The organism is Paenibacillus hunanensis (genome assembly GCF_014645615.1).
In the GTDB taxonomy this organism is placed as follows: domain Bacteria; phylum Bacillota; class Bacilli; order Paenibacillales; family Paenibacillaceae; genus Saccharibacillus; species Saccharibacillus hunanensis.
In genome coordinates this window covers 296,043-321,924 of record NZ_BMMB01000004.1, presented here as the reverse complement: position 1 = coordinate 321,924, position 25,882 = coordinate 296,043, and the positions used below count along the sequence as shown (strand labels likewise).

The 25,882-nt window shown below is 45.5% G+C and carries 37 protein-coding genes and 2 tRNA genes; 2 read left to right on the top strand and 37 right to left on the bottom strand.

Translation table 11 applies throughout. The annotated features are described in order from the left end of the window. Positions 1 to 46 precede the first annotated feature (46 nt). The 35 genes from IEX62_RS10150 to IEX62_RS09985 all read right to left on the bottom strand — a co-directional run bounded on the left by IEX62_RS10150 (position 47) and on the right by IEX62_RS09985 (position 21,554). Positions 47 to 1,525 (bottom strand): SU10 major capsid protein, encoded by a 1,479-nt coding sequence (locus tag IEX62_RS10150; RefSeq protein WP_188775353.1) that lies wholly within the window; start codon positions 1,523 to 1,525, stop codon positions 47 to 49. Between the two features lie 16 nt (positions 1,526 to 1,541). Continuing rightward, complete coding sequence (locus IEX62_RS10145) at positions 1,542 to 2,486, bottom strand: hypothetical protein (RefSeq protein WP_188775352.1); 945 nt, start codon at positions 2,484 to 2,486, stop codon at positions 1,542 to 1,544. Continuing rightward, on the bottom strand, positions 2,479 to 3,579 hold the full coding sequence (locus IEX62_RS10140; protein ID WP_188775351.1) for a hypothetical protein: 1,101 nt from the start codon (positions 3,577 to 3,579) through the stop codon (positions 2,479 to 2,481). The genes IEX62_RS10145 and IEX62_RS10140 overlap by 8 nt, the downstream gene beginning before the upstream one ends. Next, positions 3,579 to 5,066: a phage portal protein gene (locus tag IEX62_RS10135; protein WP_188775350.1), complete on the bottom strand. Its 1,488-nt coding sequence runs from the start codon at positions 5,064 to 5,066 to the stop codon at positions 3,579 to 3,581. The genes IEX62_RS10140 and IEX62_RS10135 overlap by 1 nt, the downstream gene beginning before the upstream one ends. Positions 5,067 to 5,080: 14 nt before the next feature. Continuing rightward, positions 5,081 to 6,358 (bottom strand): PBSX family phage terminase large subunit, encoded by a 1,278-nt coding sequence (locus IEX62_RS10130; protein WP_188775348.1) that lies wholly within the window; start codon positions 6,356 to 6,358, stop codon positions 5,081 to 5,083. Further along, positions 6,348 to 7,292 carry a terminase small subunit gene (locus IEX62_RS10125; protein ID WP_188775346.1) on the bottom strand — a complete coding sequence of 315 codons (945 nt, stop codon included), beginning with the start codon at positions 7,290 to 7,292 and terminating at the stop codon, positions 6,348 to 6,350. The genes IEX62_RS10130 and IEX62_RS10125 overlap by 11 nt, the downstream gene beginning before the upstream one ends. A 40-nt stretch (positions 7,293 to 7,332) precedes the next feature. Beyond that, positions 7,333 to 7,758: a hypothetical protein gene (locus tag IEX62_RS10120; protein WP_188775344.1), complete on the bottom strand. Its 426-nt coding sequence runs from the start codon at positions 7,756 to 7,758 to the stop codon at positions 7,333 to 7,335. Between the two features lie 490 nt (positions 7,759 to 8,248). Beyond that, positions 8,249 to 8,539 (bottom strand): DUF2829 domain-containing protein, encoded by a 291-nt coding sequence (locus IEX62_RS10115; protein ID WP_188775343.1) that lies wholly within the window; start codon positions 8,537 to 8,539, stop codon positions 8,249 to 8,251. A gap of 370 nt (positions 8,540 to 8,909) precedes the next feature. After that, a tRNA-Val gene (locus IEX62_RS10110) sits at positions 8,910 to 8,979 on the bottom strand. A gap of 86 nt (positions 8,980 to 9,065) precedes the next feature. Beyond that, positions 9,066 to 9,133, bottom strand: a tRNA-OTHER gene (locus tag IEX62_RS10105). 45 nt (positions 9,134 to 9,178) lie between these two features. After that, positions 9,179 to 9,430, bottom strand: a complete 252-nt coding sequence (locus tag IEX62_RS10100; RefSeq protein ID WP_188775341.1) for a hypothetical protein — start codon at positions 9,428 to 9,430, stop codon at positions 9,179 to 9,181. A 496-nt stretch (positions 9,431 to 9,926) separates the two neighbouring features. Beyond that, positions 9,927 to 10,292, bottom strand: a complete 366-nt coding sequence (locus IEX62_RS10095) for a hypothetical protein (RefSeq protein ID WP_188775339.1) — start codon at positions 10,290 to 10,292, stop codon at positions 9,927 to 9,929. Between the two features lie 17 nt (positions 10,293 to 10,309). After that, positions 10,310 to 10,603: a hypothetical protein gene (locus IEX62_RS10090; protein ID WP_188775338.1), complete on the bottom strand. Its 294-nt coding sequence runs from the start codon at positions 10,601 to 10,603 to the stop codon at positions 10,310 to 10,312. Next, a complete protein-coding gene (locus IEX62_RS10085; protein ID WP_188775336.1) occupies positions 10,600 to 10,911 on the bottom strand; it encodes a hypothetical protein in 312 nt (103 codons plus the stop codon). The genes IEX62_RS10090 and IEX62_RS10085 overlap by 4 nt, the downstream gene beginning before the upstream one ends. Continuing rightward, on the bottom strand, positions 10,898 to 11,173 hold the full coding sequence (locus tag IEX62_RS10080) for a DUF3850 domain-containing protein (protein WP_188775334.1): 276 nt from the start codon (positions 11,171 to 11,173) through the stop codon (positions 10,898 to 10,900). The genes IEX62_RS10085 and IEX62_RS10080 overlap by 14 nt, the downstream gene beginning before the upstream one ends. Then, a complete protein-coding gene (locus tag IEX62_RS10075) occupies positions 11,163 to 11,579 on the bottom strand; it encodes a hypothetical protein (RefSeq protein ID WP_188775332.1) in 417 nt (138 codons plus the stop codon). Before IEX62_RS10075 ends, IEX62_RS10080 begins: the two co-directional genes overlap by 11 nt. A 45-nt stretch (positions 11,580 to 11,624) precedes the next feature. Beyond that, positions 11,625 to 11,969 carry a hypothetical protein gene (locus tag IEX62_RS10070; protein WP_188775330.1) on the bottom strand — a complete coding sequence of 115 codons (345 nt, stop codon included), beginning with the start codon at positions 11,967 to 11,969 and terminating at the stop codon, positions 11,625 to 11,627. 118 nt (positions 11,970 to 12,087) lie between these two features. Next, positions 12,088 to 13,866, bottom strand: a complete 1,779-nt coding sequence (locus IEX62_RS10065) for a DNA cytosine methyltransferase (RefSeq protein WP_188775329.1) — start codon at positions 13,864 to 13,866, stop codon at positions 12,088 to 12,090. Positions 13,867 to 14,013: 147 nt separating this feature from the next. After that, a complete protein-coding gene (locus IEX62_RS10060; RefSeq protein ID WP_188775328.1) occupies positions 14,014 to 14,355 on the bottom strand; it encodes a hypothetical protein in 342 nt (113 codons plus the stop codon). Next, positions 14,348 to 15,106: a hypothetical protein gene (locus tag IEX62_RS10055; protein ID WP_188775326.1), complete on the bottom strand. Its 759-nt coding sequence runs from the start codon at positions 15,104 to 15,106 to the stop codon at positions 14,348 to 14,350. Before IEX62_RS10055 ends, IEX62_RS10060 begins: the two co-directional genes overlap by 8 nt. Next, positions 15,103 to 15,402, bottom strand: a complete 300-nt coding sequence (locus IEX62_RS10050; protein WP_188775324.1) for a hypothetical protein — start codon at positions 15,400 to 15,402, stop codon at positions 15,103 to 15,105. The genes IEX62_RS10055 and IEX62_RS10050 overlap by 4 nt, the downstream gene beginning before the upstream one ends. Before the next feature lie 23 nt (positions 15,403 to 15,425). Then, positions 15,426 to 16,100, bottom strand: a complete 675-nt coding sequence (locus tag IEX62_RS10045) for a hypothetical protein (protein WP_188775322.1) — start codon at positions 16,098 to 16,100, stop codon at positions 15,426 to 15,428. A 37-nt stretch (positions 16,101 to 16,137) separates the two neighbouring features. Continuing rightward, positions 16,138 to 16,314 carry a hypothetical protein gene (locus IEX62_RS10040; protein ID WP_188775320.1) on the bottom strand — a complete coding sequence of 59 codons (177 nt, stop codon included), beginning with the start codon at positions 16,312 to 16,314 and terminating at the stop codon, positions 16,138 to 16,140. Further along, complete coding sequence (locus tag IEX62_RS10035) at positions 16,307 to 16,492, bottom strand: hypothetical protein (RefSeq protein WP_188775318.1); 186 nt, start codon at positions 16,490 to 16,492, stop codon at positions 16,307 to 16,309. Before IEX62_RS10035 ends, IEX62_RS10040 begins: the two co-directional genes overlap by 8 nt. A 63-nt stretch (positions 16,493 to 16,555) precedes the next feature. After that, on the bottom strand, positions 16,556 to 17,275 hold the full coding sequence (locus tag IEX62_RS23745) for an ATP-binding protein (protein WP_229685731.1): 720 nt from the start codon (positions 17,273 to 17,275) through the stop codon (positions 16,556 to 16,558). Beyond that, positions 17,262 to 18,449, bottom strand: coding sequence for a DnaD domain-containing protein (locus IEX62_RS23740; protein ID WP_229685711.1), 1,188 nt, complete (start codon positions 18,447 to 18,449; stop codon positions 17,262 to 17,264). The genes IEX62_RS23745 and IEX62_RS23740 overlap by 14 nt, the downstream gene beginning before the upstream one ends. After that, positions 18,442 to 18,714: a hypothetical protein gene (locus tag IEX62_RS10020; protein WP_229685710.1), complete on the bottom strand. Its 273-nt coding sequence runs from the start codon at positions 18,712 to 18,714 to the stop codon at positions 18,442 to 18,444. Before IEX62_RS10020 ends, IEX62_RS23740 begins: the two co-directional genes overlap by 8 nt. Then, entirely contained in the window at positions 18,707 to 19,213 is a 507-nt protein-coding gene (locus IEX62_RS10015) for a hypothetical protein (RefSeq protein ID WP_188775641.1), read from the bottom strand. The genes IEX62_RS10020 and IEX62_RS10015 overlap by 8 nt, the downstream gene beginning before the upstream one ends. 147 nt (positions 19,214 to 19,360) lie before the next feature. Beyond that, positions 19,361 to 19,483 (bottom strand): hypothetical protein, encoded by a 123-nt coding sequence (locus IEX62_RS23940; RefSeq protein ID WP_268239806.1) that lies wholly within the window; start codon positions 19,481 to 19,483, stop codon positions 19,361 to 19,363. Then, positions 19,480 to 20,124 (bottom strand): Rha family transcriptional regulator, encoded by a 645-nt coding sequence (locus tag IEX62_RS10010; protein WP_188775316.1) that lies wholly within the window; start codon positions 20,122 to 20,124, stop codon positions 19,480 to 19,482. Before IEX62_RS10010 ends, IEX62_RS23940 begins: the two co-directional genes overlap by 4 nt. Continuing rightward, on the bottom strand, positions 20,121 to 20,438 hold the full coding sequence (locus IEX62_RS10005) for a hypothetical protein (protein WP_188775315.1): 318 nt from the start codon (positions 20,436 to 20,438) through the stop codon (positions 20,121 to 20,123). The genes IEX62_RS10010 and IEX62_RS10005 overlap by 4 nt, the downstream gene beginning before the upstream one ends. After that, on the bottom strand, positions 20,419 to 20,748 hold the full coding sequence (locus tag IEX62_RS10000) for a hypothetical protein (RefSeq protein ID WP_188775314.1): 330 nt from the start codon (positions 20,746 to 20,748) through the stop codon (positions 20,419 to 20,421). The genes IEX62_RS10005 and IEX62_RS10000 overlap by 20 nt, the downstream gene beginning before the upstream one ends. 17 nt (positions 20,749 to 20,765) lie before the next feature. After that, complete coding sequence (locus tag IEX62_RS09995; protein ID WP_188775313.1) at positions 20,766 to 20,954, bottom strand: hypothetical protein; 189 nt, start codon at positions 20,952 to 20,954, stop codon at positions 20,766 to 20,768. 131 nt (positions 20,955 to 21,085) lie between these two features. Further along, entirely contained in the window at positions 21,086 to 21,244 is a 159-nt protein-coding gene (locus IEX62_RS09990; protein WP_188775312.1) for a hypothetical protein, read from the bottom strand. A gap of 13 nt (positions 21,245 to 21,257) precedes the next feature. After that, entirely contained in the window at positions 21,258 to 21,554 is a 297-nt protein-coding gene (locus tag IEX62_RS09985; RefSeq protein ID WP_188775311.1) for a hypothetical protein, read from the bottom strand. 178 nt (positions 21,555 to 21,732) lie between these two features. Between IEX62_RS09985 and IEX62_RS09980 the strand changes: the two genes are divergently transcribed. Next, the gene (locus tag IEX62_RS09980; protein ID WP_188775310.1) at positions 21,733 to 22,401 is read left to right on the top strand and encodes a LexA family protein; all 669 of its coding nucleotides are present in this window, start codon (positions 21,733 to 21,735) and stop codon (positions 22,399 to 22,401) included. Positions 22,402 to 22,433: 32 nt separating this feature from the next. Beyond that, positions 22,434 to 23,924: a recombinase family protein gene (locus IEX62_RS09975; protein WP_188775309.1), complete on the top strand. Its 1,491-nt coding sequence runs from the start codon at positions 22,434 to 22,436 to the stop codon at positions 23,922 to 23,924. 398 nt (positions 23,925 to 24,322) lie between these two features. Here the strand turns inward: IEX62_RS09975 and IEX62_RS09970 are convergent, their stop codons facing one another. Together IEX62_RS09970 and IEX62_RS09965 are read right to left on the bottom strand one after the other, a co-directional pair. Next, positions 24,323 to 25,186, bottom strand: a complete 864-nt coding sequence (locus tag IEX62_RS09970) for a DUF4179 domain-containing protein (protein WP_188775308.1) — start codon at positions 25,184 to 25,186, stop codon at positions 24,323 to 24,325. Beyond that, positions 25,183 to 25,701 (bottom strand): sigma-70 family RNA polymerase sigma factor, encoded by a 519-nt coding sequence (locus IEX62_RS09965; protein ID WP_229685709.1) that lies wholly within the window; start codon positions 25,699 to 25,701, stop codon positions 25,183 to 25,185. Before IEX62_RS09965 ends, IEX62_RS09970 begins: the two co-directional genes overlap by 4 nt. Positions 25,702 to 25,882: the final 181 nt, after the last annotated feature.

The window sequence follows — 25,882 nt, the reverse complement described above, 5'->3', positions numbered from 1 at the left end:
CCTTTCAGGCAATAAAAAAGAGACCGTTATGAGTTAACGATCTCTCTTATTCTGCTACTGGTTTAAATGTACCGAACGATCCTGCTCCGTAGGATGGATCAAATAGTTCACGGTTGCTGTTTGTGCCCAACTTGCCGACGTTTTTGAACACTACAATACGGCGTGGATTATATACCTGAGCCATACCAAACAGCAAGATCATGAATCTGCTGGTTGTATCCGTCAGACCAAGTGGTACACGCATCAGATCGGCCAGCTTTTTGAATGCCAGTACATCGTCTGGATCGTTATCAATCAAGAATGCATACTCGCAGCCTGGTAGATCGTCACCGTTGTCTACAAGTACCTGAGTTGTACCGCTACCTGCATCCGGTACTTCCGCAAGGAACTGAGCTGCCGCTACATCACTGCTTACACCGCGGTAAATCTTGTATGTTGTAGCAGACAGAGAGGGATCGCCATTCACTACGCGCGGAATTGTGATATTCACTTTCTGTTTAGCGGTTGTTGCGACAGAACCCGTTGCTACAGTAGCGGATTCGCCTTTTGTGCCTTTAGCTGATACAAAATAGAAGTAAGTGCCTGCATCCAGACGAGAGCCCGTATCAGCTACAGCTTCGATAGTAGCCGATGCTGGTACTGCCGGTGCCCCCTGCTGAGAAATTTGTTTCGGCGGCCCTTCTGGCTTGAGGAATCGATCAGGAATGAAATCAATATTGGCTGAATTGGCTGCATAGCCACGCACAGGTTGACCCATACGCACGTTACTACCAATTTCAATTACGCGCTGGCGACCCGTTGGTCCAGTGAACAGCTTGGAAAAGTCTTTGTGCACCTGATTAGTCAGGTACAATTCCAGCGTTGCACCGCCATAGTTATCAGAAATAATAGTAGCTGCATCTTCCAGAATAGATTCCGTCAGCGGTTGACCGCGCATATCAATGATATGCTCGCGTTCGAACGACTTACCCTTAACGAATTTTCTTACTTGCGCCAGCACGCCATCGAATGCAAGCGGATTTTTAGAACTGTCACCGAAGAACAGACTTTTTTCGATTTGCTGCAGCAACCACATGGTTCCGTTTCTCGTCTCAGCTGCCATTGCATCGCCTACACCTACAGTTTGTGCAAATTGCATAGGCATAGTCACGCCACGAGTAACGCCCATAAATTTGACCAACGAAGCCTGACGTTCATAGTTACTGTTGCGTTCTTGTGGACGTCCACCCTCTACGATAAACGGATCTCCGTCGTTACCGTAGCTGTCCAGTACGTTGAACTCTTCGACTGTGCTATTCGCGTCTTTCTTACCGATCCGGCGCCACAGAGCCAAATGCTCTTCTTTTGCAGTTACTACGCGGAGGGTAGTTTCCAGCGATTGTGGACGGATGGCTGACATATCACCATAGATACCCTCACCATAAGCGGCACCAGGTGTACCGGTACCCATTGCCTTTTGCAGCTCTTCAAGCTCTAGCTGCGTCATTCCGTTAAAGCCGTCTGTCATGTTTTGCAGATTGCCCATCTAGTTATCCTCCTTCTTATACCCCGAGTTTTTCTTTTACAGACGCTGGCAAGGACAGTTTGCTCAGCGGAGTACCGGATTCAAAACGAATGACTTCGTTAGCTCCCAGCTCACCTTCTTCAAACGACTTTTCCAGAACTTCCAAGATTTCTTTGTGTGTTTTTTGGTCGCCGTCTTGTGGACGCGTGAAGCTTTTAGGGTCGCGTTGACTCGTATAGCTTTTGCGACCCTGCGGCTGATCCAGCGACTTACGCAGCTCCTCGACCTCTGTCTTCAGAGTCGAATTTTCTGCCGTAAGAGATTTCACCAGCTCTTGTGTTTCGCCATTTTGTTTGATAATTTGCGTCATTGACTTAGACAAGCCAGCCAATGCGACCGTGATGTCGTTACTCTCTTGCCCTTGTGGATCTTGATTGTTAGTTGTCATATACGTTTCATCTCCTTGATTAAATGATTTTACCAGTTCCGCGTATGTCACAGTATTGACTGGGTTCATAGTCAACACTACGTTACGCAAAACAGATTTAAGAATTTTTCCGGTTTGTTTGCAGCGCTCTACAACGCCGCCTTCAATACTCCAACCGACACGACGACTACTTTGAGACTTTTGCAAATCTTCCATTGCAACAACTGCCTGCATGGTTAAATTGCGATTGGCATACAGTTTGCCCTTAAGGTAGACACCATTGATAGATTTTTGCGTGACTGGATGTTGAAACTCCCCGATCCGGACGTCCAGCGGCTCGCCAATGAACTGATCCGGGGTATTTCCATGCTCCCATTTGATCCAGCCCTTATCCAGGAAGTAAGAAGTGTCCATTCCCGCAGGAGTGATACTATCGTTTTGCTCGTCTGTATCATCCGACGACATGACGCCTTCGACGATGTAGTCGCCAGCTCCGTCCATATCAATAGACTTTTCAAGCGGAACGAATAATCGGAATGAATCGCCTTTAATCATTTTTCTTCTCACCTCCTTTATGGAATGATCTAATCCATCTATGCCGACAATGCGGATGTAGAGGACTGCAAGCCCACCAATTTGCTACCGTTCGCCCGATATTACTTTTCCCTGCCCAAACATACTTATTGCCATCTTCATGCGGTGTGGCTGATACAGTGAATGTCTTTCCTTCCAGCAGACGCTGACAGTGCTTGCAGGCTCCTGGAACGATCGGTACTTTGACCTCATCGCCTTCTTGCAGACCTGCGATATAAGCGTCATTAGTAGCCATAGCCAGCTCAGTGATAGCCACCCGACGCCAGTCGCGGTTCTGTGTGCTGTACGCGTCAAAAAGCGCTTGAGAGAGTTTATCTGCTCCCCAGCGCTCCTTTATAGATTGGATCACCAGATTTTTAACACCTGCCCGATGACTATCCGATATTTGATTGATCTTTTCAGCTGCACTCAGTACCGCATACTCCATAGCAGATAGTTCTGCCGGTGATAAAGTAACGAGTTCAATCTGTTCCTGCTTATCCCATAAAGTAAATGGGAACGGATCTTTCTGCGCAGCCTTGATCGTCACCGGCAGCTTGTCGACGATATCATCCGGTAGCTCTATATCATGATCTTCCGCTTCAATACGAAGCCTAGCCGCCAGAGTAGAACGCACAATATACTTTTCTGCTAGACGGCTTAGTGTGCCCAGCCGCTGTCGCCACAAATCATCTACTTTTTGGAGTATATCCGCCGCACTTTTGCGCTTGAATTTATTCTTGAGAGCAGAAAATCTATCACGAAACTTTTTAACTAACGCTTTGAAGCGATCTATCTTGCCCGATTTCTGCAGCTGGTCGTCTGGCAGGTCTAGTAGCGCAACCGTTTCGGCATTGACTTGCCGTGCAGCTTCGTCCAACTCCATGTAAAAGCCATCTTCAAGCTGAGCGATGAGTGAATCATCTGAGGGTTCCCACATACTGCGTCCGTCGTGTACATCAGGCTTTGGCTTCGATACATTCAGCGCCTTACGGATTTCTTCAATCACCTGCAGCTTATCGTCATCGGAAAAGGAACGGAGTTCGGGCGGTAGCTGAATGTTGACTTTTGGCATCAGTAATCAGCCCAAGAAACAACGATTTCCAGCGATTTCTCAATCGTTTCCGTTTCCTCGTCATCTTCGGCTTCCTCCTTTCCTATATCCTGCGGATCATCTTCTTCCGGGTCCTCATTGTCACTGTTATTCGGCTGTACAGAAGCCATATAGGCTTGTATCAGCACTGGGTTGGCTGGCGCACGCATCCATGCCGCATCTTCTGGTACAGGCAAGCCACGCTGTTGCCGCACTTCAGCAACGGTAACAATCCCCATTTCGATATCATCCTTCAGCCGCTGCGCCTTACGTTCCTCTTCCTCGTCATCCAACCCTGTCCAGTAGAAGGCGAACTCCGGCGCGATAATATCCAGAATATTTTGATTGAAGGAATTAGATAAAAAGTGCATTAGCGGCATAAAGCCTTTATCCATACTACTGTCGATTTTCACTTTCGTATTATCCGACTGCGACATACCGGAACTACTAGTCCATGACTTGAAGCCAACTTCGTTCGGATCGATCTGATATACCGCGCAACTGATATTGAATAGGAACTCCAGAAACTCATTGAACTGCATATCCTGGTTACTGGACTTGAACGGTGTAAACTTGAAGCCGTTACCTTCTTCCATGCCCATGAGCGGTACTGCCCATTTCCCCTGCGCACCGCTCGTCAATGCCTTCCAGTGACGTTCAAATGCTTCGAAGTCTTCTTCTTCATACTTACCGACAAACTCCAACACACCTTGCGGCAGGCTGTTGTACGAGAAATAGGAAGTGTTGTACCGCACACCGTTGATAATACCGGTCACAATCTCAACCAGATTTTCCAGCTCACTCATGCCAAAATCAGCGAACTCGATATCAGTACGCGGATTGCGAATACTGTACGCCAGTTCCTTACGACTGTATTCAGCTGCTACACGTCCCTCTACTCGCTGGATAAAGGCGATTGGATCAGGTTCGTTATAACTGGTCATTGCCTGGTAATCTGGCGGCGTGAAAGCCTCTGAAGCAGGAGCAATCGGTAAAAGCTCGATAGTAGCAGCATCCACAGCAAACAGATCCGTAATATCCCCACGACGAGTCAATACGTTTTCCCATGCCATCGCATCCAAAGTCAAGCTATCACGGACGATCCTACGTAAGAACTGATCAAAGTTATCTGTGCGTTGCGGATTGTCCCAGTTGCCTGTTCGCAAGAACAACTCCTCTAATTGGAATGCTCGTTGCTGAGCCGCCTTGCTCATCTTCTGCTGTGGGTTCTTGAATCCAATACGGAACCCCATATCTCCCTCAAATCGCGGTCTACGAGCAAACCGAGCAACCTGATTGAGTCTTGTATTGATGATTGCCGCTATCGCAGGTACTTTGGACATATTCCTCAATGTGGCAAATGACAGCAGTGTCGGTTTGGACCGTGTACCACCAATGCCATTACCAGCAGTAGGCAATATAACGGCGGATTTGGCTTTCTTGGCTGGTTGTACCTGTGTTTCCTCCAAAAATGTTCACCCCCTCACACAATGAATTTGGAACGACGTGGTTTGCCCAGCAGGTTATAAATGACGTAACGAAGCGCATCCATTGCGTGGTCATTCTGTTTGATGGGCTTATCATCACCGCGCTGCGATGCTTTTACATCCCATATATAGCTAAAAAACTCTTTGATCGTCTCAGTACAGAGCGCAGATACAAAGAGTTGCTGTTCTTTCAGGGCAACCGCCACAGATTCAATACCCGGCAATACAGCGTTGTCCGCTTCTTCGATCCGGCGGACGCCCATTTTTTTCAATTCCGTGATGAATCCTTTTGCAGATGGGTCAATAAATATCTTTTTCACATCAAATCCAGCAATAAACTCGACAAAATCACGAGCATAATCACTCGGTGCGCGGGCTTCACCAGATGCATCGGCACCGCTGTGATAGTATTCCTTGATTAGGTACAGCTTATTGTCGAGTTGCCCAAATAGTAGGAATACCGTTGCGTTGGTATGGCCGTAGTCGACCCCTACATAATATTTTGGGAAAGAGGTCGGCAACATACCGGTCTGGATGACATTTTGAACCTCGTCAAACATGTCGTATATAACGCCTTCTGCCATCGCCCACAAACCCAGGATGTAACGCTTATAGAACACACCACTATACATCGAGCGGTAACGTTCTTTGATGCGTTCCGACAATGACAAATTGTCATCCATGGTGAAATGAAGATGCAGCAGTTGCTTTTCTTTGACCTTATCGATCCATTCCGTTTTGAACCAATGATACGGTCCGTCTGGGTTGCAGTTGAACCAAAACTTCGATCCGTCCACTGAGCAGCGACCAGTCGCCTGGTTAACGAATGAAGCAGGCATAAGTGCAACCTCATCAAAGAACATTCCCGCCAGCGTGATACCCTGAATTAAGTCCTGCGATCGCTCATCTTTACCGCCGAAGATGTAGAAATAGTTCTCTACGCCTTTTTTAGTAACAGTGACCATATTGTCGGCGCGCGCATCCTTAACTTTGTATCCACGGCTAACCAGCATGAGTTTGAGCCAGAACAACACGTTACGGCGGAAGCTACCGATCGTTTTACCAGCCATCCCGAAGTTTTGTCCTCTGAACGTCTCCATTGCCCACATGACATAAGAAAAAGACATCGATACAGTCTTACCGCTACGGATTGCGCCGTCTGCGATAATTCCCTCTTTGTCTTTTACGGCAGAATTCTCATTCCACCAGGTGAGTATTTGCTTTTGTTTATGGCTGAAGGGTCGCCAGTTGAACTTTGGTCGCTTAATCCTCATCCGGCCATACCTCGGCGGCTATACCGCCCAATGCTTCCATGAAGCCATCGTCGCTATCCTCATCAGTGAGATCGTCACCGCGCAGCTTAGCAACTTCTAGTCGTGCTTTCTCCAGTTGAATTTTCTGAGTTTCGGTCAGGAAAGTTGTATACTTTTCAAGCTGCTTAAGAGCAGCCAGCTTATCGTAGAGCTTAATACTCGCCCCGTCCTTACCCATCTTCACCTGAGAGACGACAGTTCCGTCGATTTCGTCTGATTCTTTGAACTCGACATAGTTGACGTCTTGCATCATTGGATTGCCATCTTCATCCTGAACTGGACCGAACATCCCCATTACAGGAACTTCTTTTTGACCGAATGTTACATAGTCAGATATATCAGCAAATGCGATTTTCATGTATTCCATGATGATACGCTGCACACTTAATCCTAAACTATCCACCAAGTCATCTTTCACTTTATCGATTTCCTGCTTGATTTTAGGATTCCTTAAGTTGTCCCAGCCCGTTACATGGGCAGTTTTTTTACTGTACCCTGCAGCGATTGCTGCGCGTGTCGCATTAAAATCCCGTAAATATTCTAAAATAAACATACGTTGCTTCGTTGTTAGACCACTTTCATCCGGCATATCAGGTGGCTCATACTCAGGTTCTGATATAGGCGGCGGCTTCCGCCTTTCAGGAACGCTCTGTTTCTTTTTGGAGCGCTCCGTATTTTTGGAACGTTCCATATTCGCTTTGGCATTACGTTTCTTTGAATTCAAAGCAGGAGAACTATTCAATCTGTCCTCCCAGTTGTCCTTCGCCTTCCATCCGCGCACTGTGCCGGCAGATACTCCAAGTCGAGATGCTATATCAACTAAATTGATTTCACCATTACTGGATTGATAAATTTCAAAAGCTTCGTTCCGCTTCGGGTCTCTCTGTCTACCCACTACATGATCACCACCCCCGGGGTCTTAATCTTTTTAAAAACTAGTGTTTGTGAATGAATATCGTCGCCGGACCAGAAAGATTGTCCTTACCGCCTTCGAGATGACCATCTTTGCTTCGGTAACGTACTGAAAAATTAAAATCCTTTCCGACTTCAACGATCTCATTAAATCTATGCGTTCTGCATTTTAGTTCTTCGAACAATTCTTTCTTTGTAAAATCACGAAGCGATTCAGCGTGAGCAACGGCTTCCGCTGCATCAAGAGTGAATTGTGCATTTTCTTCATCTACATAATCGACATACTTGATCTGGCACCACGGAATAAATGTACGTTTGCCATCTTGATTGGAAATCACGAGACCGAATTCATCTACCGTATGGAGCTGCCGATTCTCAGCAGCATTACCGTCTTTTGTCCAAACGGTTACTTTGCTACCGATGTGATCTACAATATTTGCGTTCAGCACGACTACTATCCCTCTCTTACGGATACATTACCACCAGATACAACCGTTACTTTCGCCGTAAAATGAGTCGATCTAGGTAAATCAAACCCCCATATTTCATTAATGTCTGCAACTGATCCTGTTTCATAATCAATTCGGATACCAGAAATCGGTAGTTCAGTTTCACCCAACTGACTTTAAACGTACCGCCCACCGTCACCGATGTAAGAGTTACTATAATCTGTTTGGCGCGCACATACGCCCTAGTCAATGATGTATATCTCGTTAAATCTATTTACTTAAACAATTATTTCTTTATATGATTACGAAGCAATTTAGCGAATAAGACCGCTTCTTCTGTATAATCTACACAGTCAATCCGGCGCCACGAGATAAATTTACATACACTTTCCTGTTTAGTGATTACGATACCGGATTCGTTAATGTTATACATGTGACCTGCGATATTCGCGCTTGGCATTCCTCTCGCCCCCTAATCAAATTAGATTTATTATACGGTCACCCAATCATCTGCCAGCATGTCTGCTTGTGACGCTAACCAACCAGGTTGCCATTGCTGCGTCGCCGTCCACATAGCGATATATGGCTGCGAATCCAGAGGAGTATCTACACCGATATGTTTGGCTGTGCGATCGTTTACCTTTGCACTCGGCTCTTGTGTAGAATGCGGTGGTAATTGCAATGCTGGCATAAGCACAATCCACATTCCTTTACCATTCCAGCCTTCACGAGCTACTTTCTCACCTTCTTTCAATGCCTTGATTGCTTCGCCAAATTCCATAATAGTTCTCCTCTCGATCTAAAATAAAAAAGCCGCCCACTAGGAGCGACTTAATTATAATTACTAAACTTAATCATAAATAACTATTGCTGTATACACGCCATCAACGAATAGATACTTAACATCATGCATCTTGTGTTGATTAATATTAGTTCTACTTGTTACTGACGGAAAATTGATGAGAAATTGATTTAATTTCTGTTCTAATTCTTCTGGTTTTTGCGCTGTTATTACCTTCGACTTCAAATTCATTTGGATCCCTCCAGATAAGTATTTAACTACTCACCCATCATAATGCAATATACCCATATAGTGGAATACCGAGTTTAAGTCATTGTTCCTATTCTTCATCCTCTCAGTTTGTTTAAAATGCCTGTAGCTGGATTCGAACCAGCGCGCCATGCCGTCGCAATTGCTCTACCGAGCTGAGCTATACAGACAGATATAGATGCACAGCAGCACACACGTCTGCATAACTGCTGTAGCTTACTCTAATGTTGCGTAAATATTGTTGTTGCGCGCAGTTGACAATGGGTTGGACTCGAACCAACAAGCACCCGTTTAGGGCCGCCTTACCAATTTGGCTACCATCATCATAAAAGACCGGCGTACCGGTCAGTCGAAAAGTGTTATTTGTAATTACTTGAGCTGATCCAGCAGTGCACGGATCGCGTCCGGTATCGAAATTTCTTTGCCGTCTGATTTATTACCGTCGACATACGCTTTATTGGTATCTGCGTAATAGATCACATCTTTGCCGTCCACTACTGGATAGCCGCCCAGATGATCAATATCCGTTTCTGCCAGTTTGCCTGACGCTTCACGCGCCGCAGCATTTTTGTCATCAATTACATGCAATACATGTTCTTTATCCAGATATGCAATTGCCATGATATATCCCTCCTTTCTATGGTATGTAAGCCTGCATCGTATCTTGATGCAGGCACACAAAAAAAAGGCGCACCGCCGAAGCGACACGCCTTCTCATCATATCTACTGCATTTTTATACCGCCCAGCTTGGCGGGTTAATTGGTATACATGTGAGTGATCTTACCTCACTTCCCCACGCACACAACGCCGCGTCATTGGCCTCATAATAGCGCCGCGCTTAGACCAGTTACGCTATGAGTCCGCCATGACATTTGTACATATCATCTGCCGGAAGCTCGGTCATTCATCGTGTCTGAGTAGTGTAGTGGTAAGGGGCTACACCTTCACCCGGAACATCAGTTCCTATAGTGATAGTGTAGCCCCATTATACAGACGCTGTGCCGTCCTCTTACAGACAATATACAGACACCAATTACTTAAATAGTATGAACGCTCCAATGATTAAGATGATACCAGCGATCCAGACGGACGAGACTATAATAATCTCTGGTAAGCTCATATGATCCCCCAGTCCTTGAGTGTGTTAGCAACCGATATAACACCACGCCTTATTCTCCGGTCTACTGTGCGCTCTGTGTGCCATCTTAGCTTATAGATGGCTGTTTGTCTATTGTTCCCCTGTAAAAATACGTGATCTGTAATATCGCGAACCTCTGGGTCTAGGATCAGCGATACGGCCAGTTCCATGTTGGCTACCTTGTCTGCGTACTCCCGGAGTTTGCATTGCTGTTTTAATGTTAATGTTCCCATTTGCTGTAGGCCCGTAACAGCTTTTTTCATATATTTATACCGCCGTAGCAGCGATCGAGCTGCAAGGTATTCATCTGGGTTCGCTTCGGGTAGCCACTGCATTTGCTCCATCGCCTTCTCCCTTTCTTTTACAAATACTCGAATAGATCCGCTTGGCCTTCTTTAGTATCTCCGAATTCCGACTTATCAACTACTAATCCCTGATCAACGTTAAATTTCGGGATCACGGTACGCCATTGCGGCCATACAGGTTCCCCAGCTTTTTGCCTGCTTGGATTACGACGCTGTGCTTCCTGTGTCCATACCCACTCTGTACGAGCTGTAACAGTCTCTTGCTTTCCAAGTGTGCGTTCACGCATCCTAGCCATTTGAGACTCGTTGAAGGCTGCCGCAGCCTCTGCTTGTTGTTTACGTGTAATCATGTATTACTACCTCCTAACTTTGGTGTAGGCCATGGTCTGCGCCAGTTTAATCTAGGCATGCGCTTCATACGTGCAATGATTTTATCCATGTTGTCAGCTACATATTGCTCTACATGTACTGCGCCTTTTGCTGGATCGATCTTTAGACGATATCCGCTACGTGCATGTGTGAGATTACCTCTATCATCCAGAAAGACGTTGTGTCCTTTGTATTGAGCGAATAGCACACCTTCAGCGACCATAGCGGCTCCATCTAAAGAGCGGCGAAAGAACTGTTGGCGCATTGCAGGGTACTCACTCTGGCGCATCTGTAGCACCACCTTCAAGTTCGATTGCCATAATCACCATGCCGGGCAGTACATACCGCGGATTATCAAGGATATAGGTTACACGTACTCGTATGGAGCGATCTGTCAGCCACGTAGTTTCTGGATCGTATTCCAACAGATCCAAAACGTCCCCGACTTTGTAATCCCGATCGTTTACCCGGACTTCAAAGGTCTTAGCTCCGGAGACTACCTCATCAAAATACGGCTGTACCAACTTGAGTCGATGGATGTCATTCCCCATCTGGTTTGCTCCCTTCTGCGAAGATGAACGGTTGTAAGTCTCTCACCAGATGTTTTACGAACACTCGATCTTGAAATACTGGTGTACCTACTGTCATACCGCCTTCCCATCTGTTTACGTCATTGAGTGCCGCTCCGTAGACTCCTTGCACGATAGCCAGCAGCTTATCCCGTTCTTGCTCTGCTGCTTCAGCACGGATACGTTGGTATTCAGCTTCATTTTTTAAATACCTAATATCCGCCAACATACGCTTAACATCCGCTTTGTCGAAGCAGTCACGAGCGATGTGGCAGGCTGGTATGACTACTTGTATGCCGGACTGGTGATACACTTTGCGATCAGCCGTTTGACGACCACATACGATGCACTTTTCCGACTCGCTACTGCTGATTGTTCCGATCTTCATGTTATCCCTCCATAGGCTGGGAATGCCCAGCCTGTATGTGATTGATTAAGCGATGGATATTTCATCAATTACTATTTCATAACAATTGATGTCCCATTCGTCGTATTCATAGCTACATCTATCCCAATAATGGATAACGCCCACCGCCTTGCAAACTCCGCTAAATAAGGATGAACTATTAAATTTAACTGACCACGGTTTTACCTTGTCGTCACAAACATCTTCGACAGTGGGAAGGTTTTTACTGGTTATGCCTTTTCTCATGCGTTCCCAGAAGTCTTTTTCAGCTTGGATGGGACATTGATAATACTTCACTTCGTCTCCATGACCCCAGGGCGAACACTGGAATACACGGTACGCTTTGAGCGGCTTCTTCGCTACATGGTTCATGTCTATCTCTCCTTTATGCGGAATACCGCTAAATGATGGGCTGGGACTTTGTGCATCTTTGTTCCAGCCCTTTATTATTCATTTTTGTGAATTTATCAGGTTTTTAATTTTTCGTGTACTAGATACTAAATTCCACCTGTCCAACTGCTTCCTTGTATCGCTCCACCGTTAACTGATTGCCCGATCCGGTACATAGCTCTGGCAGATTCGCGCGTACCAATGCCTGTGCAAATGGCGGCGGTACGGCATTTCCGCAACGAGCGACCTGCGCACTCTTTGCGTAACGCTTCCCATCTGCATCCATGTCAATGATGTAGTTGGCAGGGAAGCCTTGCGCCGCGAATAATTCATGCGGCTCCAGCATACGCATACCGATATCAACGATCTGGTAATCAACACCCTCAACTGTTACCAATCCGAACCGGTCTTTTGTAGTGACGGTGTGCAGCGGTTCGTTGAGCTGTTGTCCATTATCCGCGCTGCCATAGTACTTGAGCAGGAAGGCTCTCACCTCACCAACATGTAAGCCGCCTGCTGTAATAGTTGGCATCGGGTCTGTCACTGGCTGCCCATCCGCGCAGGTTCCGCGTAGCTTAACGAGATGGCTTGTGACCAATGCATTATGATCAACTGTGGTAACCGTACTGAGCGGATCAGTCAGCTCCGTGCCTGCACCGGTGTAATTGCCTCCGTAATGTTTTGCCAGAAAAGCAGCGACTAAGCCGTAACGATTAGATGTATCAAGTGTCAGTATTGGTTGGTCGACCGTTTGACCTCTAACTGAGTTTGAATCTGTCTCTGTATGGTACTGAGTCAACATAGGCGCAATTAACATGTGATGACCGCCAGTCGTTACTGTCTTTAACGGATCGTCTACCGAGCCACCTGGATGACCACTTGTATTGACTCCCAGTACAGGTGTGATAAGCATATGCTCAGCTTTGGTCGTGATAGTTGTAAGTGGATCAGTCGCCTTGTACTGTAGCCTGTCGCCGCCAAATCCTGTCTGTCCAATCCGAGCAATATACGGCGTTACGATTCCCCATCCATTTTTAGATGTGATGGTTTTAAGTGGTTCGTCTATCGAATCACAATAATGATGATTGGAACCACTGAAATTGACTCGCATCACAAAAGGATTCGGACTATCCACTACGAAGCGCTGAATACCCCGTGCAATCCGGCGTAGCGTGTTTTCAGCCAATGGCCGTTTCCGTTCAAATATGCTCGGCGCTGGGATATCCCAGTCGATAATCTCTGCTGCTGTACGCCACGGCTGGAGCTTGCCTGATAACACTTCTGGACTATCGGGCGCACCGTGCGTCGGCTCTGGCCATGTGATCGGTTGGTTGTCACACCTAGCTACCATGAACAGGCGTTTGCGAATTGTCGGTGCGCCATAATCGCAGGCGCGAAGCTCCTTGGTTTGTACTTCATAACCCTGTCTTTTCAATGCATTGACGAATGAATTGAACGTGCGACCTTTCTGTGCCGGGTCAGGGTATCCGTCTTTCATCAACGGCCCCCACGTCTTGAACTCCTCTACATTCTCTAGCATGATCACTCTTGGCTTAACGGTAGCCGCCCAACGAATAGCTACCCACGCCAGACCGCGAATGCCTTTTTCAACAGGCTTACCACCCTTAGCTTTGCTAAAGTGCTTGCAGTCTGGACTGAGCCAGACCAGTCCAACCGGTCGTCCCTTCACAACTTCCCGTGGATCTATATCCCAAACCGACTCGCAGTAATGCTCCGTATCAGGGTGGTTAGCCCGATGCATTGCGATCGCTGCTGGGTCATGGTTAATTGCTATATCTACGCTTCGTCCGGTGGCAAGCTCGATACCGGTACTGGCGCCGCCCCCACCTGCAAAATTGTCTACGATGATTTCTTGCATATTCAGTCCTCCAGCTCTATACAATTTGTTACACCACACTCAGGACACCCAGGTTCATCGAGCCGATCCGACGGTTCTTCCTCTACAGAAAAACGCCGGTTGCATTCTTCACATTGGTATTTGATCCATTCCATGCAGATCATCCTTTCAAAATAGAGTAAGTTCTGGTTCATCTTCTGGAGTTTTTTCACGCTGCGCGACAACTTGCTCCCATGTATATCCATTTGCCATTAACTGAACTTCATAGACTGCCTGTTCGAGATTCTTCAGGCTTGGTAATAGCGATTCATTTAAAATAATTTGGAAATACTCCAGATCATTCTCTGTATAAGTCTGTTTGCGGCGTTTGAGGAACTTGTCTTGGATGTCCTCAATTTGTCTTTTAAGCAGATTGACATGCTTTCGGTCGCCTTGGAGAATTTCGCGCAAGTCTGGTAGCGCTCTTTCTGCATGCTCTCGGGTGAAGTGAGTATAAAACGTATTATTCATACTCCACCTTAATTAACAGTTCGCCTGGTGCATGCCGTAATGCTTCGTATCGCTGGGCTTTGATCTTTTTAGATTCAATCCAACGAGCTAAAGCTCTGCTATTGATCTGCGCACCGCCTGCTTTCCCTGTAGCTAATTTCATGCCAGCTGGCGATAATTTCAGAATCAAACCATCAGCACACAAACCTACACTCATATGATCAGGTTTTACATCGCTGATTAACTTCAGTGCTGTACGAGATATTGATAGTCCATCGCGTATGATCCCTACACATGCAGCCACTGGTTTAGCTCCTGGTATAAACCATTCGATTTCATCCGATGATGCTGACTTGTCTGAAGCTGCAGGCGGTGACTCCACGTTTACAGATGGCGTTTGCTCCGCTTGTCCTTTGGATTCCTTGTACTTCTTAATTGCGGCATGCTCAAGCTCTTTCGTGCCTATCCCCCATTTTCGGATCCAGTAGGCTGTTAAGTTCGTTTCCTTCAATCCCCATTCAATTGCGATATAAGCGCGGCTATAGCCTTGTGCACGCAGCTTCAGGTATTCTGCCATGTCAGGGGTGACTTTTGGTTTTTTATTGCGACTGCCATCATCAACCAGTACATAAGTGCCTTTATTTTCAGCTTTCTTCATCTTCGCTTCACTACCAGACAAATGTTCCGCGATTTGCTCTGGCGTCCATTTTGAAGTTGATACTTCACCTGGCGGTGATCCGGGTTCATTGCGGCGTGGAATCGGCGGTGTCATTTTGCACCTCCGTCCCGATCACCTGCTTTCTGATAAATCTGTACAAGTCGTGCGATTGCTGCTGTACACTCTTCACGGATTACTTCTACCGACTCGCCACAACTGATTGCTAGGTAAAGCGAATCAAGCTCCGAATCTAATACTGACAAGTGACCACTAACAGTCTGTTCAGGATCGGATGAATTTTGCAGTAACTTGTCTGCCTCGATGGACACTTCCGCTACTGTAGCTGACGTATAGAGATATTTGCTTAATCCTTCACCGATACCGACCTTGATAATGCTTGCTTCTTTCATATCCAATCACTCCAGTCCTTTTATTAATATTCTCTGTCAGAGTAGTAAGTGTTTACGTCATCTTCATCAACGATGATTTTTGTGCCGGATGCATACATTTTGAACAAAGTTTTCTCAAATCCACGAAGGCCGCCCATGATGATTTTGTTATTAAATTCTTTGCCATCGATCTGCATTGTATTGATAGACCCATCTTCACAAACGGAAAATCTGTATTTGCATTCAAAGCGTTCCTTGCCTTCTTCTTCATCCAATCCGATAAAACTGAGAGTGCTTCTGTTATCAATATCAACAGTCACTTCGTCATCATGATCCGTATTACCCCACCCAGTTTTTTCTTCCTTCATGACCTCTACCAGTTCAGAAAGTTTGATTTCCTTAACTGGATCGCCCAGCATTTTGTCCATTGCTTCTTTAATTTTTTGAACGCCTTCAATGTGGATAGCTTCATCCAACTTCTCTTTTACAGCGTTCAAAACGAGCTGGTTATAGCCTGCGATGTTCAAATTTCCAAAATCGATATTTAACTGTTCTTCAATTTGCTTTTTCAGCGTTTCACCAAAAGTGCCATAGGATCGGAACAGATCGCTGATGATTGATGAGATCGTGCTTTCCAGTTGCTTTTTTACCACCTGTTCTACAAATCCGGATTCCTGAATTTCTGCCATAGCGTTATTTACCAATTTGTTCAAGTCCATATTTAATCGCTCCAATTCGTTGTTATATGATTTAAAATCAGTTTTTACGTTTCCTGCGCGGAAGATGCTGTGCCTTCATGCGTTCCTTTTTCTTCCGGTTGGACGAGTGGTGTGGCAGGTGCTCACGATCTAGCACATACACCCTGCCCAGCTCCTGCCCGTTATCGTCGGCGACTGTGAAAAAGTTCCGTTGCTGGAATATCGGATCACGCATGAGCTGGCCACCCTTTGACAATCTCGTAAAAGTGAATGATTCCCTCGTCCGCTTCCGATGGGTCAACGCCAGTCAGTTGCGTACATACTTCTTGGCGGCTGGGTATGTCGCCCGTGTTCATGAATCGATTCTTCATGTACTCGTACACATCCCATTTGTTCGGTTGCTTCAAGCTCATAGGATTCACGTCCTTTCCGTATGAATTCGTCCCAATCCTGATTGTAGAGTTCGAAATCATCTATCATGTCAGCAGCCTATAGTTGAGTTCCAGTCCACCAGTCAATGTGACTTTGTAATCCCGACACATTTCATTGATCCGGCTGGCAATCGCTTCGTCATACTCGCACATCTGGGCAATCGTTTGTTCTGAGCTGACAATCATCGGGCGCTTGTTCAGGTATCGATCGTTCACGATGGCGAACAGTTGCTCCAGTTGGAATGCCGTCGGTTCAGCACGACCTTTGAACATATCATCAATGAACAACACTTCCGCCTGCTGCAATCGCCGGATTCTTTGATCGAGCTGAGATAGATCATTCTTTAACTCGTTGAATCCTTCTACCCAAGGAAAGTAGACGACTGCTACCCCGCGTGACAGTAGCTGATTGGATGCTGCTATTGTCAGATGCGTCTTCCCGCAGCCTGATCGCCCAAGCAATGCTAGGCTGTTCTGCGGTGTGTTTCGAATGTCTGGGAAGTCCTCAGCGTATCCTTTGGCGCATTCGTATGCGTTTGTAACGATCCCTGGGCGCCCGTCGCAATCGAAATTGTCAAAGGATTTGCGTTGGAACTCTTCCGTGATGTGACTGCTACTCATGATCCGGCTAATGTGATCCCGTCGACAGCTACATTCTTTCCAAACCCAATCCTTAACTGGTGGATTGCTCCCTTCCCGCAGGCGCTCGACCAGCTTGCCACCTTCGTAGTTGCACTCTTCGCATCCTCGGTCATGTCGCGGCAGTTCGGCGGGGCTTCCATTGCTGTTGCTCGTCGAGCTTGGCGTATTCGCCTTGGCTTCCGCCCGCCGCCGGATTGCTTCCAGATCGAATCCCTTGAGTTCGTCCTTTAAACTCTTCATTCCGCTTTTCCTCCTTCCAAGGATCGTCAATACCAGACGACTTCCAGCTTTTCAAAATTCCGTTCACGTAATTCAATGAGCGCTTACCTGCAACGACTGATACCTTCATAGCTTCCTGGTACCAACGGATTCCGTAGGTTTTCACCATGTCATCGATCTGATCCGAAATGATGGAGCTGAGTGTCCCGAATCCCTCTTCTTCAAAAAGACGATAGGCGCTGCCGGTTATTTTATCTTCCTGTTCCGTTCTTTTCTCTTCTGTTAAGTTCTGTTCAGTTCCCTTCAGTTCAGTTCTATTAGCAAGTAACTGTAAATGACGGTACTTAACGTTAAATAACAGAGGGTATTCCATGTTGAGTGAATCATCGTACACAGCGACGTTTATTTTTTCGTCGCGACAACGCTGCAAATCGAAGTTCGAAGCCAAACCATTACCGATCAGCGTACAAACAACTTCTGTTCCTTTTAGCATGCCCCGGTATTTTAATATTTGTTCAATCGATGCATTCGATAGGCGCTGCCTCTTTATTTCGAATAAGTAACGACGGTATAGCCCTGTCGCTACAATGTCCAAATACGAATTATCAATCCTCAACTGTCGTTCCACCGAAGTGATGTTATCACCCTCGATAAAACCGTCATTTTGTATCAGGTCAACAAGTATTTCCTCAATATCACTTTCACTTGCAGATAAATAACTGTTATTTAACGTTATTTGACTGTTAGGCGAGTTGAATTTGGACTTGCGTTTGCTTTTTAAGCCTTCTTGATGCCGGGCAAAGTCGATAATTTCAATAACCTTTTCACCGGCCACCTCATACCAAATAATGATTCCTTGTTCTTCAAGTTGGCGTATCGCCTGCTCAACATCCCGAATTGATTTCTCCAGCATAGGCACCACCAGTGCCTTCACTTTAGCCGGAGATCCGGCTAATCGGCCATAATCGTCCGCATGCGGAATCATCCAGGTGAATAGTAGCATGCTGAAAATATCCGGCAGCATGTTCACCTTTTCCGAAACGGATATAACTTTGCTTAACATCCGCTTCTCAGCCATCCGTAATCATCCTTTCACGTTCTCGTTGCCAAAACTCATTACGCAAGCCTTCTGCCCATTTGCGCCCCTCAGCAGTGTAATCCACCCAGTTATGACAGGTGCCTGTGTTGACCGATGGTCCGCAGAGCATAGCAACATCGTTAACTGTCGTTTCATCGAGCTTCCAGCGCCGTACCAGGTGGGCACATTCAAGCCATTGTGGGCTACCGCAGCGCTCGCAATATCCTTGGCTGCGATCCAGAGCGTCAGCGTAGACCTCAGCCATGATCTGGCCCCGCTGCTTGGCAGTCTTTTTCACTCGCTTGTGGACTGGCTTCGGTACGGGTCTCCATTCGTTCACTACGCATCACCCCCATAGCCGTGATACGGCTTGTAATGCGTATGATGCTTGCCTGTGTACCAAGCAGGTCTGAATACAGTTGCTCAAGCTCAGAACGGCATTCACGTGCTTCATACTCTGCATCCCTAGCCCGATCCTCTAGCGACTTGCAGTAGTCGAAAGAGTTGTTCAAATCAATGTGAAGTGAACGCTGTTCTTCGTCCGCTTCATCACGCGTAATTAGTTCAACCCACGATCTGGGTTTATCCGTTGGTAAGCGATATGGAGTAACATCTCCGCCGATTACCAAGAATCCGTCGTTGTTCACTTCTGCCATTGTGCCAGCTGGAAACTTAATGATCCCATCCCCTAAGTGGCGAATAAAAACGCCGACCTTACCAGTTACAACTCTGTTAGCGTACTGGGTATCCCGTAAAAGCAACACTCGCATACCGCACCCCTTTTCTATTTACAAGCCTTAGCCAGATGCCAATACAGCACACAGGCTGCTCCGCATAAAATAGCTGCATTGCCAACAATCACATATATCAACATTGACTGTGACTCCGATCCGTGTTAAATTTTCAGTAGTTTATTTGTTAACCGTCCGATCAGGTCGCACGTTCCAGCGTGCGACCTTTTTCATGTTCCGGCAGATGATTGCGTGTTGAAGTGGATGGTTAAACCACAGACGTGCCAGATGCTCGTAGGTCATAGCTCGATCCTCCGCACCGGTACCCATGCCTTAACGTATTCCAAAACACCCTCCAGTTCATGGCGCAGCACGTCTTTGTAACTCGCCACCTGCCAACGATCCTTGACTTCCTTGTGAATTTGTCGGAACAAGTCCCTGCGTTCCGAGCTGATTGGTTCGATACTGCATACCTTTTTGTTGATTGCTTGTTGCAGCGCCCTCTGCTGTCCGCTATTGAGTGTGATCTGAGCGTCCACCTTGCTTTCTACAGCGTCCATACGCTCTGCCATGACCATTTGGGTGTCGATCAAGTTCTGAGTCGCCTGTAGCAACGCCTGCACGCCAGAAGAGTTTCCGTTTAACTTGGCAGCCATTCGGTTGAACTCCGCGATGTACATCTCCTTAAAGCGAACAGCGGCGGCGCCAGTATAGCCCATTGCCAACATAGAGAATCCGTCTTGGCTAATAATGTATTTCGGGAGACGGCGACCCGTGCTATCACGGTAATTACTCAGCGCAAAATTGCGTTCAGTGAACTCGGCACTAAATCCAGAGTGTTCAATACTACGCAGTTCGTCCGCATGCCGTTTGCCGAATGTGAGCGCTACCTGCAAGCTGTCTGTTACAGGCTTGTTGTTTTCGATATATACCAGTTGATTCATGTAATCACATCCGTTCTTAATTTTGGAGTCAATACCGCAATGTCGCATATGATTGATGTGTGCGTATCAATGAACTGTAAGCGTTCTCTTCCGTCTACTCCATCGCTGGTAATCTGATATGCATTTGCATATACTCGAATACCTACGCGCTCAATCTCGATTGTCACCGTGTGATCGCTCACATCGGTGCCAGTCAGCACCCCGTTGGCGCAGGCAAAGGTTACGCCAGCACGACTTACTTTGATGCTAATCCGGTCGTCCAAGTGGGTTTGCAGTAGTGTGATTGCCCCCTGCTTACTGATTGACTTGTCCACCGACTACTCCTCTCAGCGCCTGCTGCAACGGTGTAAGCTCGCAAACAATACGGCTTACTTTGTCGTTGAGTTGTAAAAACGAGCGCGGCAAGCATCCTCTGTGGACGATGCCATATGCGTCAGCGGCAATATAAATGGTTGTACGGTCAATCTCCAGCGCGACCAATCCATCATCAAAGCGCACGTCCGTGAGTTTGCCGGTGCTGCGCGCAAAGATCGTACCCATATGCTTTACTTGTAACGACACACTGTTGCCTATTTGCTCCAGCAGCAGCTCACTGGCTGCTTGCTTGTCAATCGATTTGTGCATGCATCATCCCTCCTCATTTATGCTCGCGGCGGCCAGCTCCAGCAGCCTACATCCTCGCCTTCGCGGCATTCCAAACCGGCGCGAGTTTCATGGGTGTAAAACACCGTTAAGATGATCGTGCCGGACTGGTTGACCTGTGTGACGATCGCTGGGCGATCACCACTTGCTGAGTGATAATGCACGATGCGTCCTACTGTTGGGTTCATGGTGTATCTCCTCCAAAAATTTTGTGAAGACTCATTATCCAGTTTTAGAATTAGTCTTCGCCTCTTTATCGAATTGGCGTTTTTGATGCGCCAGTCTTATGCCTTCACAGAACAGCATTAAAAATTGCTGTTCATAAGGTTCTAGCTTGCGTTCTATCTTCACGCTGCAGACCTCCTTTTATAAAAAATGAGTAAATCTCAGCTTCTAAGGCTGCAATTTCCTTTTGAATCGTTTCTGGAGTAACTCCCTGCTTGTTCATGTCTTTAACAACTTGTTCTTTTGATCGCATCCTAGTCCCCCTCTCAAGCCCGTTTCAGCATTTCTAAAATCTCTAAAGGGATAATCTCTTTGTATTTTGCAATGGTTAAATCCTCATAAGTTAAACCGCTTTTAGGACCAAGCACTTCAACCAACACTTTATTTACATCATCAGAAGCAGGCGACAGATTACCAGATGCTAGTTTGCTGATATAAGATTTTGAAACCGACACGTTACAAGACTTACACTTGTCGGAGACTTGTTGATAGGTATAACCCGTCTTGATAATTGCATCAGTCAACACATTGGCATATCTCACACTCTGATTGGCAGCAATCATTTGTTCCTCCCTTCCCGTTTACTAAAAAGTAAACGAATCGTTAAGTAGATAGTAAACGTAATTTTCGTTTCAGTCAATACTTAACGAACAATAATTGTTGACTTTTTACTGAAACGTTTAGTAGAATGTAAACAGAAAGCACCGCTATATTGAAGTTAAAAAAAGAGGAGTGTCTTATTTGGATTACTTTGCATTGTTACGTTCATACATAGCTGGATCGGGAAAGTCCCTTTCCAAAATATCTGAGGAATTGTCTGAAGAAGGTATTTCGGTGAGTAAGGGGTACATCTCGCAGCTCCAGAACGGCAAAACTGGTAATCCTGGTAGTGACGAGATGAATAGAGCTTTAGCTAAAGTTACTGGAGGGGACCCTGAAAAGCTCCTCATGGCTGCTGCTATTCAAAAATCTCCTTATGAAATCCGCGAAAAAATGGAACGACTTACTCAGCTTCGCGAACTTCAAGCTGAATACAACTCCGCTTCTCTAGATATGATCAAAGTTCCTGTCATCAATTCTGCTACAGCAAATACAAATGAGTGCGAATACATACATAAATCTGATATTGCGAACCGTGAAGTTTTCGCACTCAAAGTAAATAACGACTTGATGATAGGTGACTTTATTTCTACAGGAGATGTTGCTATTGCAGTACGAACCAAACAAGTTGATCCAAGTTCTATTGCAGTTGTATCAATCAACGGACAGGAAGCTATTTTATGTAGAATAAAATGTCAGGAGGATATTTGCGTGATCAGTTACTCAAATAGCAAATCTCAGCCGGACATCATTAAATCAGAAGAAGTATCTGTAATTGGAAGATTGATTGAAGTTAGAAGAAAATATTGATCGTTCTTACCTGAAGGGGGGTGAGAAAATAAATGAATGAGGAAATTGAAGCTATTGGTTACATTCGTCAGAGTGAGGAAAGAAATGATAAGGTGGATATTTCTGAACAGACTCAGTTGAAAAAAATTCAAGAGTTCTGTGCTTATAATGGATTTAAGCTAGTGGCTGTGTACAAAGATATTGATTATTCTGGATTTAGTTTGCCTTATACTAAACGACCTGGAATGATGTCTGCTTTAGATCATATAAATACTCCTAATAGCCGAGTCAAGAAATTTGTTGTATATCATTTGTCTCGAGTGACTAGACTAAAACAAGATTTCTCAAAAATTCATAACATTATTCGCTCTTTCGGAGTTGATCTATGTTCTGCATCTGAATCACTTGATTTCGATTCTCCCGCAGGTCGTCTTGTTGCTGGCGTTTTGGTGGATTTCAATGAATACTATAGTGATAACCTTAGGCAAGTTACTATGCAAAACAAAAAAACCAACGCAGAAAATGGGCGTTGGAACGGTGGACCTCCTCCTTACGGTTTAAAAAAAGAAGGCGATCATTTTGTAGTTGATGAACCAGCTGCCAGTATTATTCGGGAAATATTCACATTAGCTTTAGACGGTAAGGGTCCTTTTATTATAGCCAACTGGTTAAATGATAAAGGCTTTAAAATGGCATCTGGTGTAGAGTGGTCAGTACGTCGAGTAAGGTATGTATTATCTAATAGTACTTATGCTGCCATGCAACATTGGGAGGGCGAGCATTATCCCCTTAAAGACTGCGACCGCTTGATTGAATGGTCTGACTTTCAATTCATTCAAAATATGCGTTTTGCTAAAGGAACTGTTTGGAAAGGTCAACATGATAGGCAACTTTTGTCATCGATCTTGCGCTGTCCCTTGTGCGGGTCAAAAATGCATGCTCGCCGAGTTAGCCACGGGCTAGAAACTAGACGGTATATCTGTAGTAGGAAGAACACCACCGGCAAGTGTGCCTGTCCAAGCTTTGATTTACAATCATTAGATCAGGCAGTTCTTAAATTACTCACAGATAAAGCTAAACAGCATTTTTCCCCGCATCAAGTAATGTCAGCTCTAACTGACAAAGAGGACAGTGAGAACAATTCCAAAAGCAGTTCTCTAGCAAAATTGCAGCAAGAATATCAAATACTTGATGCGGCAAAACAGAAAGTATTTGATGACTATTACCTTAACAGCAAATTAAATGAAGAGCAATTCTCTGCGCTCATGAATAGGTATGAGAATCGACAAAAAGAAATTTATGAACTCTTAGAAAAAGTTCCTCTACCTACAAAAAAAGCATATGGTGATTATGATGATGTCTTAGAAACTCTTGCAGATGATGCATTATCAAGTCTACCAGCAGATAAACAGCGAGTATCTGTTGAATTGCTGATACAAAAAATCATCCCTGGCTCTCCAACTGAAGTGCACTTTAAATGGGGCGACATTCAAGAAATACCGGTACAGTATACTAAACGTAAAGGTAGTACTTACTTTTACTAAATTAACAAAAAAAGAACCGCTAGCTTTAAGCGTAGCGGCCGAGTTTCATGTTTCAGAAACTCCAGTGGTTGGATAGGAGTGGAGAGAAACCATACTGTAGTTAAAGTATACTGTATGCGCTTTCATTTCGTCAACCCCTTTAGGTAATATTTTTGAAGTTTTTTACTATTTTATCAATTTGGCTATTTCGATTGAGCAAAAACCCCCATTGCTACACAGATGGGGGTTTGCATATAGCTAGGTATAGATAAGGTACAGGTAAGATGAAAATAGGCTTCTTGGAGCTATCGTATGAATCCACTTCCAAATGTATTAAAATCGTATATCCGTATTTTAGTTCTCCATAGCATAAGTATAGAGACTCAGCAACCACCCGATGAACCTTTACATCTATTCGATTATTTTACCGCTGCTGGCTTGGCATCGCTCATCCAGTGATCTACATAAAAGGTTGGCTCATCCGTCGCTTCCGCTGTTAATTGCTCTAGCTTTTGCTCTGCCTCTGCTGCTGTTGTGTAGTTGCCAATGACAGCCACGAATGCATCTGGAGATATTTTAATAAAGGATACATCCTCCTGCGGATACATTTCCTCCAGCATCGCCATTTCTTCACTCATCGGCATGGCTGCCGTGCGCAAAGCGAATACTTCATGCGGCTGTACCTGTTTATCCGAGGCTCGTAACATTAATTGCAGCGATGCAGGCTGCTGGTACTCTGTAATCGTATGCTCTACTCCATTTTGCAGCTCTACGACAAAGCGAATAGCCGAATCATCCAGAATCATGACCGGATAGACCTCTTTCACGAGAGGTAGCTGCTGCAAATCTTGCCGAATTGTACCAAAGTCGAGATAGCGTGCCCCCTGAATCGTAAAAATTAGACGATGGGGCGCTTCCTTCTGCTCTACTGTATAAGCAGGTACACGACTCAGCTCTTTACCCTCATTGCTAAACTGAATGCGCAGCTCTTCGTCGGTTACCTGTGTTTGAACATGAGCTCCATCGGTTATCGCTCCACCTTCTCCCCATTGCAGCACCTTTACGATGCTGCCAAGTACAGGAATCGGATACATCGCTCTCGCAACGCTCGGTATATTGGCACTAACGAATAATAATGCGATACAAGCGGCAATCACGGAAGCATAGCGAATGCGGCGTTTACGCTGCTGATGTGCTTGTGCTGCTCGTTGCTGCGCCTGTTCCATCACCTCAGCCAACTGCTGTGGAATCTGAATATCATCGTAATGCTTTTTTCCGATCATATCGAATCCACCTCCCCTTCGATCAAATAGGCTTTGAGCTGCTGCATAATGCGGTAAAATCGGGATTTGACTGTATTTTCAGGTACAGCTAATACCTCTGCCATTTCTCTAAAAGACAGACTGACAAAATATTTTAAAATAATATACGTCTTCTCCTCCGGTCGTAGCCGATCCAGTGCATTGTATAAATCCATCTTCGCTTCAATTGACACATTCTCTACTGGAGCCTCCAGCCCCTGAGTAAAATCTTCTAAAACTAGCATCGGCTTACTGCGATACATATAATCGATGGCTGTATTGATAACAATACGCGACATCCATGAATCAAAATAGGTTACAGTATCTGCCTTCATAAAGGCAAGATAGCCCTTATACGTAGCGTCCGATACGATATCCAGCGCTTCCTGTTCATTTTTGACATAACAGTAGGCGAGTCGATATAGCTTGCCACGTATACTGGTTATTTGCTCGGTGAATTGCGTTTCCTTTGCTTTACTTTTTTTCCGTCCTATCACTGCCGATGAACACCCCTTATGGATAAAAGTACCTCGTTACATGGTGTATGAAAGCTTCATTCTCAAGCGCTTGAGTGTGTTACTAATCGTTAGACTGTTTTGTGTAGAAAATAGTTCTTGAATTTTCATTTTTTTATGTGGAGCTGGATGGGATTCGGGATGTATAGATGGCTAAATAATG

Coding starts and splice junctions, on each gene's coding strand:
- IEX62_RS10150 (WP_188775353.1), bottom strand. CDS start 1,525: ATGGGCAATCTGCAAAACATGACAGACGGCTTTAACGGAATGACGCAG.
- IEX62_RS10145 (WP_188775352.1), bottom strand. CDS start 2,486: ATGATTAAAGGCGATTCATTCCGATTATTCGTTCCGCTTGAAAAGTCT.
- IEX62_RS10140 (WP_188775351.1), bottom strand. CDS start 3,579: ATGCCAAAAGTCAACATTCAGCTACCGCCCGAACTCCGTTCCTTTTCC.
- IEX62_RS10130 (WP_188775348.1), bottom strand. CDS start 6,358: ATGAGGATTAAGCGACCAAAGTTCAACTGGCGACCCTTCAGCCATAAA.
- IEX62_RS10115 (WP_188775343.1), bottom strand. CDS start 8,539: ATGGAATTTGGCGAAGCAATCAAGGCATTGAAAGAAGGTGAGAAAGTA.
- IEX62_RS10100 (WP_188775341.1), bottom strand. CDS start 9,430: ATGGCAATTGCATATCTGGATAAAGAACATGTATTGCATGTAATTGAT.
- IEX62_RS10095 (WP_188775339.1), bottom strand. CDS start 10,292: ATGGAGCAAATGCAGTGGCTACCCGAAGCGAACCCAGATGAATACCTT.
- IEX62_RS10090 (WP_188775338.1), bottom strand. CDS start 10,603: ATGATTACACGTAAACAACAAGCAGAGGCTGCGGCAGCCTTCAACGAG.
- IEX62_RS10085 (WP_188775336.1), bottom strand. CDS start 10,911: ATGCGCCAGAGTGAGTACCCTGCAATGCGCCAACAGTTCTTTCGCCGC.
- IEX62_RS10080 (WP_188775334.1), bottom strand. CDS start 11,173: ATGGGGAATGACATCCATCGACTCAAGTTGGTACAGCCGTATTTTGAT.
- IEX62_RS10075 (WP_188775332.1), bottom strand. CDS start 11,579: ATGAAGATCGGAACAATCAGCAGTAGCGAGTCGGAAAAGTGCATCGTA.
- IEX62_RS10070 (WP_188775330.1), bottom strand. CDS start 11,969: ATGAACCATGTAGCGAAGAAGCCGCTCAAAGCGTACCGTGTATTCCAG.
- IEX62_RS10065 (WP_188775329.1), bottom strand. CDS start 13,866: ATGCAAGAAATCATCGTAGACAATTTTGCAGGTGGGGGCGGCGCCAGT.
- IEX62_RS10060 (WP_188775328.1), bottom strand. CDS start 14,355: ATGAATAATACGTTTTATACTCACTTCACCCGAGAGCATGCAGAAAGA.
- IEX62_RS10055 (WP_188775326.1), bottom strand. CDS start 15,106: ATGACACCGCCGATTCCACGCCGCAATGAACCCGGATCACCGCCAGGT.
- IEX62_RS10050 (WP_188775324.1), bottom strand. CDS start 15,402: ATGAAAGAAGCAAGCATTATCAAGGTCGGTATCGGTGAAGGATTAAGC.
- IEX62_RS10045 (WP_188775322.1), bottom strand. CDS start 16,100: ATGGACTTGAACAAATTGGTAAATAACGCTATGGCAGAAATTCAGGAA.
- IEX62_RS10040 (WP_188775320.1), bottom strand. CDS start 16,314: ATGCGTGATCCGATATTCCAGCAACGGAACTTTTTCACAGTCGCCGAC.
- IEX62_RS10035 (WP_188775318.1), bottom strand. CDS start 16,492: ATGAGCTTGAAGCAACCGAACAAATGGGATGTGTACGAGTACATGAAG.
- IEX62_RS23740 (WP_229685711.1), bottom strand. CDS start 18,449: ATGGCTGAGAAGCGGATGTTAAGCAAAGTTATATCCGTTTCGGAAAAG.
- IEX62_RS10020 (WP_229685710.1), bottom strand. CDS start 18,714: ATGGCTGAGGTCTACGCTGACGCTCTGGATCGCAGCCAAGGATATTGC.
- IEX62_RS23940 (WP_268239806.1), bottom strand. CDS start 19,483: ATGACCTACGAGCATCTGGCACGTCTGTGGTTTAACCATCCACTTCAA.
- IEX62_RS10010 (WP_188775316.1), bottom strand. CDS start 20,124: ATGAATCAACTGGTATATATCGAAAACAACAAGCCTGTAACAGACAGC.
- IEX62_RS10000 (WP_188775314.1), bottom strand. CDS start 20,748: ATGCACAAATCGATTGACAAGCAAGCAGCCAGTGAGCTGCTGCTGGAG.
- IEX62_RS09995 (WP_188775313.1), bottom strand. CDS start 20,954: ATGAACCCAACAGTAGGACGCATCGTGCATTATCACTCAGCAAGTGGT.
- IEX62_RS09990 (WP_188775312.1), bottom strand. CDS start 21,244: ATGCGATCAAAAGAACAAGTTGTTAAAGACATGAACAAGCAGGGAGTT.
- IEX62_RS09985 (WP_188775311.1), bottom strand. CDS start 21,554: ATGATTGCTGCCAATCAGAGTGTGAGATATGCCAATGTGTTGACTGAT.
- IEX62_RS09975 (WP_188775309.1), top strand. CDS start 22,434: ATGAATGAGGAAATTGAAGCTATTGGTTACATTCGTCAGAGTGAGGAA.
- IEX62_RS09970 (WP_188775308.1), bottom strand. CDS start 25,186: ATGATCGGAAAAAAGCATTACGATGATATTCAGATTCCACAGCAGTTG.